Source organism: Sphingomonas sp. (assembly GCF_041661825.1).
GTDB lineage: Bacteria > Pseudomonadota > Alphaproteobacteria > Sphingomonadales > Sphingomonadaceae > Sphingomonas.
In genome coordinates, this window is record NZ_JBAZTU010000002.1 from 315,346 (window position 1) to 328,087 (window position 12,742).

General features: G+C 66.9%; 13 protein-coding genes. 6 read left to right on the forward strand and 7 right to left on the reverse strand.

Features of this window, described 5'->3' with window-relative positions; all coding sequences use genetic code 11:
* Positions 1 to 8 precede the first annotated feature (8 nt).
* A complete protein-coding gene (locus WC729_RS08580; RefSeq protein WP_372851620.1) occupies positions 9 to 953 on the reverse strand; it encodes an MBL fold metallo-hydrolase in 945 nt (314 codons plus the stop codon).
* Positions 954 to 1,047: 94 nt separating this feature from the next.
* On the opposite strand from WC729_RS08580, the gene WC729_RS08585 reads away from it, so the two are divergent.
* Together WC729_RS08585 and WC729_RS08590 are read left to right on the forward strand one after the other, a co-directional pair.
* Positions 1,048 to 1,716 (forward strand): peroxiredoxin, encoded by a 669-nt coding sequence (locus WC729_RS08585; protein WP_372851622.1) that lies wholly within the window; start codon positions 1,048 to 1,050, stop codon positions 1,714 to 1,716.
* Positions 1,713 to 2,084 carry an ArsR/SmtB family transcription factor gene (locus tag WC729_RS08590; RefSeq protein ID WP_372851624.1) on the forward strand — a complete coding sequence of 124 codons (372 nt, stop codon included), beginning with the start codon at positions 1,713 to 1,715 and terminating at the stop codon, positions 2,082 to 2,084. Before WC729_RS08585 ends, WC729_RS08590 begins: the two co-directional genes overlap by 4 nt.
* Positions 2,085 to 2,356: 272 nt before the next feature.
* Here WC729_RS08590 and trxC read toward each other — a convergent pair whose 3' ends face one another.
* The 5 genes from trxC to WC729_RS08615 are packed head-to-tail and all read right to left on the reverse strand — an operon-like array spanning position 2,357 to position 7,701.
* Positions 2,357 to 2,803: a thioredoxin TrxC gene (gene trxC, locus WC729_RS08595; protein ID WP_372851626.1), complete on the reverse strand. Its 447-nt coding sequence runs from the start codon at positions 2,801 to 2,803 to the stop codon at positions 2,357 to 2,359.
* Position 2,804: 1 nt separating this feature from the next.
* A complete protein-coding gene (locus WC729_RS08600) occupies positions 2,805 to 3,122 on the reverse strand; it encodes an ArsR/SmtB family transcription factor (RefSeq protein ID WP_372851628.1) in 318 nt (105 codons plus the stop codon).
* A complete protein-coding gene (locus WC729_RS08605; protein WP_372851630.1) occupies positions 3,119 to 6,340 on the reverse strand; it encodes an efflux RND transporter permease subunit in 3,222 nt (1,073 codons plus the stop codon). Before WC729_RS08605 ends, WC729_RS08600 begins: the two co-directional genes overlap by 4 nt.
* Positions 6,337 to 7,350, reverse strand: coding sequence for an efflux RND transporter periplasmic adaptor subunit (locus WC729_RS08610; protein ID WP_372851632.1), 1,014 nt, complete (start codon positions 7,348 to 7,350; stop codon positions 6,337 to 6,339). The genes WC729_RS08605 and WC729_RS08610 overlap by 4 nt, the downstream gene beginning before the upstream one ends.
* Before the next feature lie 9 nt (positions 7,351 to 7,359).
* Complete coding sequence (locus tag WC729_RS08615) at positions 7,360 to 7,701, reverse strand: rhodanese-like domain-containing protein (protein ID WP_372851634.1); 342 nt, start codon at positions 7,699 to 7,701, stop codon at positions 7,360 to 7,362.
* 82 nt (positions 7,702 to 7,783) lie between these two features.
* Here WC729_RS08615 and WC729_RS08620 point away from each other — a divergent pair, with 82 nt between their 5' ends.
* From WC729_RS08620 to WC729_RS08635, 4 genes are all read left to right on the forward strand, one after another.
* Positions 7,784 to 9,061 (forward strand): NAD(P)/FAD-dependent oxidoreductase, encoded by a 1,278-nt coding sequence (locus tag WC729_RS08620; RefSeq protein ID WP_372851636.1) that lies wholly within the window; start codon positions 7,784 to 7,786, stop codon positions 9,059 to 9,061.
* 26 nt (positions 9,062 to 9,087) lie between these two features.
* Complete coding sequence (locus WC729_RS08625; protein ID WP_372851638.1) at positions 9,088 to 9,291, forward strand: DUF2892 domain-containing protein; 204 nt, start codon at positions 9,088 to 9,090, stop codon at positions 9,289 to 9,291.
* 9 nt (positions 9,292 to 9,300) lie between these two features.
* A complete protein-coding gene (locus tag WC729_RS08630) occupies positions 9,301 to 10,560 on the forward strand; it encodes a TolC family protein (protein ID WP_372851640.1) in 1,260 nt (419 codons plus the stop codon).
* A 211-nt stretch (positions 10,561 to 10,771) separates the two neighbouring features.
* Positions 10,772 to 10,936, forward strand: coding sequence for a hypothetical protein (locus WC729_RS08635; protein ID WP_372851642.1), 165 nt, complete (start codon positions 10,772 to 10,774; stop codon positions 10,934 to 10,936).
* Between the two features lie 222 nt (positions 10,937 to 11,158).
* On the opposite strand, the gene WC729_RS08640 is transcribed toward WC729_RS08635, so the two are convergent.
* Entirely contained in the window at positions 11,159 to 12,739 is a 1,581-nt protein-coding gene (locus WC729_RS08640; RefSeq protein ID WP_372851644.1) for an amino acid ABC transporter ATP-binding/permease protein, read from the reverse strand.
* Between the last annotated feature and the right edge of the window lie 3 nt (positions 12,740 to 12,742).

Genomic DNA, 12,742 nt, shown 5'->3' on the forward strand with positions numbered 1-12,742 from the left:
GTCCATCGTCACAGCGCGTCGATCGGTATCTTGAGGTAGCGCACGCCGTTCGCCTCCGGCTCGGGGAACCGGCCGCCGCGCATGTTGACCTGCACCGACGGCAGGATCAGCCTTGGCATGTCGAGCGTCGCGTCGCGCGCGGTCCGCATCGCGACAAAGGCATCCTCTCCAATGCCGTCATGGACGTGGACGTTCCCGTCCCGTTCGGCGCCGACCGTCGTCTCCCAGGCATAGGCGTCACGACCGGGCGCCTTGTAATCATGGCACAGGTAAAGCCGCGCCTCGCGGGGCAGCGAGAGCAGGCGCCGGATCGACCGGTAGAGCTGGTGTGCGTCGCCGCCTGGAAAATCCGCACGCGCGGTCCCGAAATCGGGCATGAAGATCGTGTCGCCGGTGAATACCGCGTCGCCGATCACATAGGCGAGGTCGGCGGGCGTATGCCCCGGTACGTGCAGAACCGTCGCCGCGATCGAGCCAAGCTCGAAAGACTCGCCATCGTCGAACAGCCGGTCGAATTGCGATCCGTCGCGCGGGAAAGCATCGCCCGCGTTGAAAATCCTGCCGAACGCTTCCTGTACGCGGGTGATGTCGCGACCGATCGCGATCGCGCCGCCCAGCTTCTCTTTCAGATAGGGCGCGGCGGACAGGTGATCGGCATGCGCATGGGTCTCCAGAAGCCAGAGGACCTTCAGGCCATGCTCGTCGACATGGCCTATAATCGCGTCGGCCGAACGGTGGCTGGTCCGACCTGACGCCGGATCATAGTCCAGCACCGAGTCGATGATTGCAGCAGCGCCGGTCGACGGATCATGGACGACATGACTGGCGGTAAACGTCGCCTCGTCGAAGAAGGTTTTGACCATTGGCGTCGGCATGCCGCCAAGGCGGGCCTCGCTGACGATCCTTGTGGCCGAATTCATCGCATGATCGACGTGGAGATCGTTGCCGGGCATCGGGGTCTCCCAAAGAATTATTTACTCGATTACGGAAACCATATAAGTATGTAATCGTGTTGCGTCAATTCAAGCCTCATGCGAGCCAGCGAAAATGACAGATCTGAACCCGCCGCCACTCCCCTCCCCCGTCATCACCGCCCCGCTCCGTCTGGGCGACGAGGTCCCCGGTTTTACCGCGCGCAGCACACAGGGGCTGTTCTCGCTCGCCGATCTGCGCGGCCGCTGGGTTGTGCTCTTCTCGCATCCGGCCGATTTCACCCCGGTGTGCACCAGCGAATTCGTCGCGATCGCGAGGGCGGCCGATCGCTTCGCCGCGCTCGATTGCGCGCTCGTCGCGCTGTCGGTCGACAGCCTGTTCTCGCATCTCGCCTGGATCCGGATGATCCATGACCGGTTCGACGTGAGGATCGACTTCCCGATCATAGAGGATCCGTCGATGGTGATCGCGCGCGCCTATGGGATGCTCGGACCCAAAGCGCAGGACGCATCGGCGGTGCGGGCGAGCTATTTCGTCGACCCGGACGGCATCCTCCGTGCAATGACCTGCTACCCCGCCACGGTCGGCCGGTCAGTCGACGAGATGATCCGGATGATCGCAGCCTTGCAGCGCGTCCATGCCGGCGACGTCCTCGCGCCGGCAGGATGGACGCCGGGCGCGGATTTGCTTCGGCCACCCGGCGAGACCGCCGAGGCCGTGCATGGCGCGCCCGATGCGACTGACTGGTTTTACGCCCCGGTCCCCGACGAGCCGGGCAAATGAACGCCGATATTGCCACGCTCGATCTGGACGCGACCGCCGAACTGCTCCGCGCGCTCGCGCACGGGGTCCGGCTCGACCTGATGCGGACCCTGGTCGGGGGCGAGCGATCGGTCGGCGAGATCGAAGGGATCACGAAAATCGGACAACCGGGCCTGTCGCAACAACTCGCGATACTCAGAAAGGCGGATCTGGTCCTGACGCGGCGCGAGGCGAAACTGGTCTTCTATCGGCTGAACCAGGCCAGGATCGCGGATGTGAGTGCGCTGCTGGACGCCTTTGCCGGCACCGTCGCCGTCACCCACGCGGAAGCGGCGGCCGCCCACCTGCGCAGCGGTGGCGGGGCGGCGGTTTTCGCACGCATGGAATAGCGAGCAGCAATTCGGTCGCTGCAATTTCGCGCGTGCGCCCTCGATCACCGCGATGAAGCAAACAGCCCGGTGAGCCGGTTGTCGTGCCGGCCCGAAAACCGCCGACAAGGTTGACGCGCGCCGACGCCGGACAGCACTGTGCAGCCTGGATGTTCAGTACCTGCAAGCCAGAGTTCCCGCCATTCTCCGACCGTCGCCCTCCCTTTGCGGCCGGAGACGCCGCCGCACCCGCCCCCCGGGTGCGGCGGCACCCACCGAGCGAGGCGGAACGGCTATTGTGGTCGTTGGCCGAGCATCGACCGGGTCCAGCCAATGATGGTTGCGCGGTCCAGCGCCCCTGATCGCCGCGCGACCTCCTTGCCGCCTGCGAAGAGGATGAGCGTCGGTATCGACCGGATCGCATAGCGCGCCGCCAGATCCGGCGCCTGTTCGGTATCGACCTTCGCCAGCCTGACCAGTGGCTCGAGTTCGGCTGCCGCTGCGGCGAAAGCCGGCGCCATTATCTTGCACGGCCCACACCAGCTCGCCCAGAAATCGACCAGGACAGGCTGGCTGCCGGACATGACCAACCGGTCGAACAGGGCCGTATCGGCGGCGACCGGGGCACCGGTCAGCAGCGGCTTGCCGCAGCGTCCGCATTTCGGTCCGTCGGCCAGCCGCGCTTCGGGCAGGCGATTGACCGCCCGGCAGTTCGCACAGACGATATGAGCTTCGGTCATATCATCGCTCCCCGATCGGACGGCTCGCGTTGCACAGCGCCTCGATCAGCCGATGCATCCGGGGATCGGCGAGACTGTAATGGCGGGTCTGCTGTTCGGGGCGAACCCGCACCGCGCCCGCTTCGCGAAGCACGGCCAGATGTTGCGATACGCTCGACTGCGAAAGGCCAGTCACCGCGACGAGCTCGCCGACTGAGGCTTCGCCCGCCGCCAGGCGGCACAGCAGGAGAAGCCGGTCGCGGTTGGCCATGACGCGAAGCCGATCGGCGACCTCGGCCGCATTGTCATAAAGCGCCTTTATGGCTTCACTGCTGATCATTCCGTAACCGTGGCGGGGCGCCCATCATCGCGCAAGACGATGTAGATCGCCGGGATCACAAGCACCGTCAAAATCGTCGAGGAGGCAAGCCCGAACAGGAGCGAGATCGCCAGCCCCTGGAAGATCGGGTCGGTCAGGATGACGGCAGCGCCGATCATCGCCGCCGCCGCGGTCAGCACGATCGGCTTGAACCGGATCATCCCCGCCTCCAGCAATGTGTCGCGCAGCGATTTTTCCGGACTCCGCGCGTGGCGGATGAAATCCACCAGCAGGATCGAGTTCCGCACGATGATCCCGGCCAGCGCGATGAAACCGATCATCGAGGTCGCCGTGAAGGGTGCCGCGAAGATCATGTGGCCGATGACGATACCGACCAGCGTAAGTGGGATCGGCGTCAGGATCACGAGCGGCAGGGTGAAGCTGCGGAACTGGCCGACGACAAGGACATAAATCGCGAGCAGCGCGACCATGAAGGCGGCGCCCATGTCGCGGAACGTCACCCAGGTGATTTCCCATTCGCCGTCCCACAGCAGCGACGGCTTGCTCTCGTCGGTCGGCTGACCGTTCATCCGGATTTCCGGCTTGACCAGCCCATGCGCCTTCCAGTCGAACTTCCCGATCGCGTCATCGACCGCCATCAAGCCGTAGATCGGCGCCTCATAGGCCCCGGCCATTTCGGCGGTGATCATGTCGGCGGCCCGACCGTCGCGCCGGAACAGCGCGTGGCTTCCCTCGGTCATACGCGCGTCGACGACCTGACCCAGCTCGATCAACTGCGGACCCGATGACCCTTGCGTCGCCGCGACCGGAGTCGAGGCGAGCGCCGTCGACCAACTGCGCTGCGACTGATCGAGCGCGATCTCGATCGGCAGCGGATCGCGACCGTCACCGCGCGGCGCATAGCCGACGGTCTGTGAGCCCATCAGCGCGCGGATGCTGTCGAACACCTGGCGCTCGGACAGACCATAGGAGTCGAGCTTGGCGCGGTCGGGCGTCAGGCGCAATTCAGGCCGCAGCTGGCCGAAGCTGTTGTCGACATCGACGATATACGGGACGCTATGGAAGATCTTTTCGACCTGGGCGGCGGTCGCCCGGCGTGCGGCTTCGTCCGGACCGTAGATCTCGGCGAGCAGGGTGGCGAGCACGGGCGGCCCCGGCGGCGTCTCGACCACCTTGATCGACCCGCCCGCCGGCAGTGCCACGGATCTGAGCCGATCACGCAACGCGACCGCGATGGCGTGACTCGACCGCGAACGATCGCCCTTGGCCTTCAGCGTCACCATCAGGTCGCCCATTTCGGGCTTGGCGCGCAGGAAATAATGGCGGACTAGGCCATTGAAGTTGAACGGCGCCGAGGTGCCGACATAGGCCTCCATTGCGGTCACCTCGGGCACGCCGCGCGTCACCGCCGCGGCCTGCTCGAGCACGCGCGCCGTCCCTTCCAGGCTCGTTCCCTCGGGCATGTCGACGACGAGCTGCACCTCGGACTTGTTGTCGAACGGCAGCAGCTTGACCGTCACCGCCTTGAAATAGAACATCGAGCAGGCGACCAACGTGGCGACGCCGACCGCGATCAGGAAGGTTCGCGCCGATTTGCGGCTGCCGATCACACGGCGCGCGACTCGACCATAGAGCGCGCCGAGCTTCCCGCCATGCGCGTCGGCATGGTGTCCGTCGCCAAGCGTTTTCCGGGCGAAGCGGACCATCAGCCAGGGCGCGATGATCACTGCAACGAAGAAGGAGAAGACCATCGCCGCCGAGGCATTGATCGGGATCGGCGCCATATAGGGCCCCATCAGCCCCGACACGAACAGCATGGGCAGGAGCGCCGCGACCACCGTGAGCGTCGCGACGATCGTCGGATTGCCGACCTCTGCAACGGCGTCGACCGCGGCGTCCACTGGGGTTCGGTCGTCGGCCATCGCCCAATGGCGGGCGATGTTCTCGATCATCACGATCGCGTCGTCGACCAGGATGCCAATCGAGAAGATCAGCGCGAACAGGCTCACCCGGTTGATGGTGAAGCCCATCACGTTGGACGCGAACATCGTCAGCAGGATCGTTGTTGGAATGACGATCGCGGTCACGCCGGCCTCGCGCCAGCCGATCGCGAAACCGATCAGGATGACGATTGAGACGGTCGCGAGCGCGAGGTGGAACAGCAGCTCGTTCGCCTTCTCGTTGGCGCTCTCGCCATAGTTGCGCGTGACCGTCACGGTAACGCTGTCGGGTATGAGACTCCCCTTGAGCACCGTAACGCGACCGACGATCGAGCTTGATACCGTCACGGCGTTGGCGCCGGCGCGCTTCGCGACGGCAAGGCTGACGGCGGGCGCCATCGCCCAGCCGCCATCCTCGGCGCGCGCCCAGCGCCACGAGCGCGCCTGATCCTCGCCCGGACCCTGCTCGACCCGTGCGACATCGCGCAGATAGACTTTCTCGCCGCGCACCGAACGGACGGTCAGCAGCCCGACATCCTCGGCACCCTGCAGCGTGTGCCCGGCGATCACGGTAACGGCCTCGCCGCGCTCGCGTACGCCGCCGGCGGGAAACGTCCGGTTGGCCTGGCTTGCTGCCTCGATCACCGCGCCGAGCGGCACACCGTACAAGGCGAGGCGGGCGGGATCCGGCGCAATCCTGATGCGCTCCTGCTGGCCGCCGACCACTGAGGTCAACCCGACATTGTCGACCTTCGCCACCTCGGTGCGGAGGCGCGAGGCCAGCGCATAGAGCGACTGATCAGTCCATTGTCCCGGGGCGCCGGCCTTTGGCGTCAGGGTCAGCACCACGATCGGCACGTCGTTGATGCCGCGCACCGTCACCTTGGGCGGCGGAATGCCGACCGGAATCCGGTCGATATTGGCCGCGATCTTCTCGTTGATCCGCGTGGCGGCGGCCTCGGGGTTGGACCCGACGAGAAACCGCGCCGTGACCATCACGCCATTGTCTTCGGCCTGGGTATAGACATGTTCGACGCCGTCGACGCTCTTGACAATCGTCTCGAGCGGCTTGGCGACGAGCTCGACCGCATCGCTCGCGCTGAGGCCGGGCGCCGCCACCTGGATGTCGACCATCGGCACGCTGATCTGCGGCTCTTCCTCGCGCGGGATCGTCATCGTGGCGATCAGGCCGATCAGGATCGCCGCCAGCAGCATCAGCGGCGTCAACGGAGACCGGATCGTGGCGCGGGTCAGCCGCCCCGATATGCCGAGGGTCATCGCGGCGAAGCCCTGGCCACCAGCGTATCGCCCGAACCGACGCCCGAGAGAATCTCGACCTTGCCCGATTCGGCTGTCGGGGTAATCTGCACGGGGACGGTGGATAGCTGACCGTCCTTCGCGATCACCGTCACATAGTCGATCCCATAGCGCGTCGTGACGAATGTCCTCGGGACAATCAGTGCCGTGCGGGTGCCGATCGCGATCCTGGCGGCGACGCGCCGCCCGATCAGCGAGCCGTCAAGGCCAGGCATCGCCACATCGGCGCTGATCTGTCCGGCCTGAACCGATGGATAAACCTTGGTGACGGCGCCGGCCACGCCGTCGGCAAGGACGCGGGATCCGACATGCACTTTGCCTGCAAGGGACTCGGGAAGGTCGAGGCGCAGGACAAGCGGCCCCGCCGTGATTCCGGCAATCGACATCCCCGGCGTGACCGCCGAGCCGGCGGGAATGTCGGCGGTCAGCACGCGCCCATCGGCAGGCGCGACGACGGCCCCCTGCCCGGCAACCGCACCAACAGCGGATTGCTGCGCACGAGCGGCCGCGACCTGCGCGCGGGCGGCCGCGGCGCCGGCCTGGGCCTGGTCGAGCCTGGCCTTTGCATAGACGCCATTGTCATAGAGATAGCGAATACGTGCGAGCTCTGCCTGGGCCTGGACGGCCTGCGCCTGAGCGGCGGCGGCCTGGGCGCCATAGGCGCTGCCTTCATAGGCCAGGCGCGTGTCGACGATGTGGCCGATCACCTGGCCCTTGCGCACCATGTCGCCCTTGCGGACGGTGAGACTCTCCAGCACGCCCGGAATACGGGCGCGCGCATCGGCCCGGTCGGTGGTCGTGAGTTCCGCGCCCACCTCCTTCCACTCGGTCGTCTCGACAGCGCGAAGGGCCAGGCGCGGTCCCGCGGGCGCCACGACCCGCGTCGTGTCAACCGCCTCCTTGCTGCCGCATCCTCCCAGCGCGAGAGCTGCCGGCAAGGCGAGCAGGATTAGCGTGCGGTGTCTGACCATCGTCAATCCTCAGTGGCCGAAAGCGATGGGCAACCTTGCATGCTGCCACGCCGAAAACCCTCCGGTTATATGCGTATCGACCGGAGCCCCGGCCTTCGCACATTGTGCAAGGGCCGCAGCCGAGCGTCGGCCAGCGGCACAGTTCAGGACCAGCAGCTTACCGTTCGTCTCGGGCAGGAAGGCAGGATCGAATCGCGACAGGGGAAGATTTGCGGCGCCGGGAATGTGGCCGGCGGCGAATTCGTCGGGCTCGCGCACATCGACGACGATGGCCGCGTCATTCTCGAGCAACCGCTTGAGGTCGCCCACCGCAATTTCCCTGGCGACCGCTTGCTTTCCGAAACCGAGCATTGTCTGAGCCTTTCAATTTAATGATTGCGTGTATCGTGTAAGTGTAATATTCGTCAAGCACAATCAGTTGGAGAGAGCCGAAATGGCGCAATCGCAGATCATCATATTGGGCGCCGGACTGGGCGGAACGATCGCCGCCTATGAGATTCGCGCCGCCCTCAAGGGAAAGGCCGAGGTCACAGTCGTCTCCAGCTCGGAGGATTACTGGTTTGTGCCGTCGAATCCGTGGGTTGCGGTCGGCTGGCGCGAGCCCGACGCGATCAGGGTGCATCTTCCGCCGGTAATGGCCAAGCACGGCATCGGCTTTACGGCAGTCGGTGCGGCGCGGGTTCATCCGAAGGAAAACCGAGTCGAGCTCAATGATGGCACGTCACTTACTTACGACTATCTCGTAATTGCGACGGGCCCAGATCTCGCCTTTGACGAGATTCCGGGCTTCGGCCCGGCCGCCAATACGCTCTCCATCTGCCAGACCGACCACGCCGCCCACACCTTCACCAGGTTCGAGGAGCTCTGCGCCGACCCCAGGCCGATCGTCGTCGGCGCGGTGCAGGGGGCGTCGTGCTACGGTCCCGCCTATGAGTTCGCGATGACGCTCGACACCGAGCTCAAGCGCCGCAAGATCCGCGATCGCGTGCCGATCACCTTCGTCACGCCCGAGCCCTATATCGGCCATCTCGGCCTCGACGGTGTCGGCGATACCAAGGGGCTGCTCGAAAGCGAGATGCGCAACCGCCACATCAAGTGGATCACCAACGCAAAGGTGACGAGCGTCGATCCTGGCATGATGCACGTCGAGGAGGTCGACGAGGACGGCAAGCCCAAGCGCACCCATGATCTGCCGTTCGGCTTCTCGATGCTGCTTCCCGCCTTCCGGGGCGTGCCGGCGGTGCACGGAATCGAGGGCCTGACCAATCCGCGCGGTTTCATCCTGATCGACAAGCACCAGCGCAACCCGGCTTTCCCCAATATCTTCGCGCTCGGCGTCTGCGTCGCGATCCCGCCGGTCGGCCCGACGCCGTTGCCAGTCGGCGTGCCCAAGACCGGGTTCATGATCGAAAGCATGGTGACCGCCGTCGCCAAGAACCTGCGCGAACTCCACACGGGTGGCGAGGCAAAGCACGAGGCGACCTGGAACGCGATCTGCCTCGCCGATTTCGGCGATGGCGGCGTTGCGTTCGTCGCCGAGCCGCAAATCCCGCCACGCAACGTCAACTGGTCGTCCGAGGGCAAATGGGTGCACCTCGCGAAGATCGGCTTCGAGAAATATTTCCTGCGCAAGATCCGCAAGGGCGAGAGCGAGCCCTTTTACGAGAAGCTCGCCCTCCACGTCCTCGGCGTGAAGAAACTGCGCTTCTGAACCGCCATTCCAACAGGAGAATAGCCATGAATCTCGATCGTGCCGTGCTGGCCTTTGCCGGCCTCGTTGTCCTCGCCGGGTCGATCCTGTCGGTGACCGTCAATCCGTGGTGGATCGCGCTGTCGATCTTCGCCGGCGCCAATTTGCTGCAGGCGAGCCTCACAGGCTTCTGTCCGGCCGCGATGGTGTTCAAGCAGTTCGGGGTGCGTCCCGGCAATGCGTTTCGCTGATCGCCATCAATGACTGCCCGCTTCCTGTTTCCGGCCGTCGCGCTGGCGCTGCTCGCGGCGGTGCCTGTTTCGGCCCAAAGCCTCGACGACGTCATCGCCGCGGCCATGGCGCATTCGCCTCAGCTCGCCGCCGCGAAGGCGCGCGAATCCGGGGCCGAAGCGAGGCTTGACGGTGCCCGCGCCGAACGCGGCCCGTCACTGCGGGTCGAAGGCCAGGTCGGCGTCGGCAGGCTCGATCCGCAGGGCTATTTCGGGCTGTCGGCCGACAACGTGACGCCGCGCTCCGCCCAGGCGGTCGCCGAATTCCCGATCTGGACCGGCGGCCGGGTCGCGGCGGCCGAGCGCCAGGCCGGCGGCGGCCGCGATATCGCGCGGCTGGAAACCGCCGCGCTGATCCTCGACCTGCGGGTTCAGGTGACCCAGGCCTATGCGAGCGCGCTTGCCGCGCACCAGCTCGTCCAGCGCTACGAGCATTTGCAAGCCTCGCTCGACGAGCTCGTCCGTCAGGCCGGGCTCCGCTTCAAGGCGGGTGAAGGCACCAGCACCGAGATCGCCCAGGCGCAAGCGCGTCGCGCCGAAGCCGCAGCTGGCCTCGCCCAGGCGCAGGGTCAGGTCGCGACGGCGAATGCGAGGCTGTCCGCGCTCACCGGTATGACGGTTGCAGCCCCCGCCGGCTTGCCGAACCCGCCGGTGACGCCGCTCACCGCCGATGATGCGGTCGATCGTGCGATCGCCGGCAATCCAAGGCTCCAGCAGGCGCAGAAGACGACTGATGTGGCGCAGGGGCGCGTCGATGCCGCGCGCGCCGAGCGAATGCCGATGATCGGCGCCTTCGCCGAAGCAGCCACCGTGCGCGACCAGTTCTTCCCAGGCTACAAGGCCAACTCCGCGACGGTTGGGCTTCGGGGCCGGTGGACGCTGTTTTCAGGCGGCCGCAATGCCGCCAGCATTCGTGCTGCAAGCGCCGACGCGACCGCCAGCGAGGCCGACGCGCGCGGCGTGCGGCTCGCGGTGGAAGAGCTGGCGATCGAGGCCTTCGAGGCGGTGCGCACGGCCCGCGCCGTGCTCGAGGCCGCCCGGGCCCGTGTCGCCGCGACTGAAGCAGCCCTTGCCGGTACAAGGCTCGAGGTGAAGGTCGGCGCCAAGCCGCAGCTCGCCCTGCTCGACGCGGAACGCGAGGCGATCGAGGCCGAGAGCATGCGGATCAGCGCCGAGGGCCAGCTTATCGTCGCCAGCTATCGACTGCGCGCCATCGCCGGCATGGACTGACCGGCCCCGCACCTGCGAAGGGCGTGCGGCAGCGTCGACACCATGGCGCGCCAATCGGCTTACGGAACGACAGTCGGTGGCGTTCTGCTTGGCGGTGACGGACCGCCGAAAACAACGCGATTGAAATAGCGCGCCCGCGCGCCGACGATGCTGCCGACAAGGGGGCGCGGATGGGTGTGTATTCTGACTTTCGACCGTCGATGTGCGCCCGATGAGGCTGGGTCCGGCGCATCTCGCCGTTCTGATGCTGCTTGTAACGCCGGCCGCAGCCAATGCCTATCTGGGTCCCGGCCTGGGCCTCGGGGTTCTCAGCGTCGCCATTGGCGGCTTCGCCTCCGTCGTCCTCGGCTTCCTCGGGGTTCTCTGGTACCGATAAAGCGCCTCGTGCGGCGCCTGCGTCGCAAGCCGCCGCTCGCGTCCATTGTCCGGGGGGAAGGCGATGACGAGCCGGTCGCATAGGCCAAGCGAGTCTTGCGATCAGCTTCATCGCCGCGGTGGCGGGCTGCGCGAGGCCGGAAAGTCCGGCTCGGTCGGTAGCGGCGGGCGGAGCAAGCCGGCGGCACAGCTTCTCCGGCGCTACGAGTGATCTCAGCTCCGATCAGACCAACGTGAAGACACGCTGCACGAGCTCGAGCATCGCCGGCCGGTGTGACACCAGGATCAGGCCCTGTCGTGTCCGGTCCAGCCAGTCGTCGAGCCGGCTGACCAGCTCGGCCTCGGTCGCGCCGTCAAGCCCTTCGCTTGGTTCGTCGAGTAGCAGCCATGGCCGGCCTGCCAGCAGGCCGCGCGCAAGCGCGAGTCGTTTGCGCTGCCCGCCCGAGAGACGCGCGCCGTCGTCCCCGATCCATTGGGAGAGGCCGTCCGGCAGCGCCCGTATCGCGTCGTCGAGACAGGCGGTGTGGAGCGCTGACCAGATTTCGTCCTCCGCCAGACCCGACCGGGCGAGCCGCAGATTGTCGAGAACCGTGCCGGCAATGAGTGTCGCCTCCTGAGGCACTAGAGAGAAGATCTGGCGGAGCCGGAAAAGCCCGAGATCGGCTGCCGGCACGCCACCTATCGTCGGCCGTTGCGGCGCATCGGCGCGCAGGCCGGCCAATGTCTGGAGCAGGCGGGTCTTGCCCGTCCCGGACGCACCGAGGATTGCGACCCGCTCGCCACGCGAGAGACGCTCGACCACGCCGCCAAGGGCGATGCCGATGTCGGCCTCAGCGAAGCGCACCGACGGCCGGTCGACCAGGTCGATCGCGGCAAGCTCGGCGAGGCGCCGGCCGGCAGCGTCGACCGACGGCGCCCGGATCTGTCCGCGGGCAAAGCCGAGCAATGCTTCGCCCGACGCGGCCGCCGCCAGCGCCGCCATGGCAGCGAGCGCGGGGCCGTTGTTCGCGCTCGCGATCGCGAGCGCGGCGCCGATGCCCGCAGCGGCGGGAAGGATGGCGCCGATCAGCGCCTCGGTACGGGCCTGGCGCCGCAGTGCTTCGTCGTGACGGCGGGCGAGCGACTCGAGCAGGCCGGACACGCGACCAGCCAGACCATAGACCGCGATCTCCGCCGCCGAGGCGGTATAGTCCGTGACCGCCACTTTGAGCTCGTGCACCGTTGTGGCAACATCCCGGGCACGCAGCGGCAACCAGTGCCGCGCCAGAGACCGGGTGGCGATGCCCGCGAGCGCGAGCGCCGTCGCAACCAGGAAAGGCGGCCATGGTCCCGCCAGGGCGGCGAGCGTGACGGTCAAACCCGCGCCCGCGACCGCGCCCGCCTGGGCCGGCGTCCGGACCAGGTGGTCCTCGAGCTGGTCGATATCCTGGACGAGCAGCGTCGCGGCGTCGCCGCCGGAGAGTCTCAGGCTGCCTTGAGCCTCGGCCATGGCCGCCTTGCGAAACAACAGGCTGCGAAAGCTGGCGAGCGTGGAAAGCGACGCGCGGTGGCTGAGGAGCCGCTCGAAATAGCGCGCCGTCGTCCGCACAATGGCAAGCAGCCGGATCATCGCGCTCGGGATGAGATAGTTGAAGGTGCGCGCTGCGATCGGTCCCGCGGCGCCGGCGATCGCCGCGGCGGTGATGAACCAGCCAGACAAAGCGAGGAGGCCGATCGTCGTCACCGCGACCGCGACACCTGAGGCGACGGCCAGGCGGCGCGTGCCGCGCCAAGGCCTGCCGGAGGCAGCGAGCGTTTCAGTCACGCC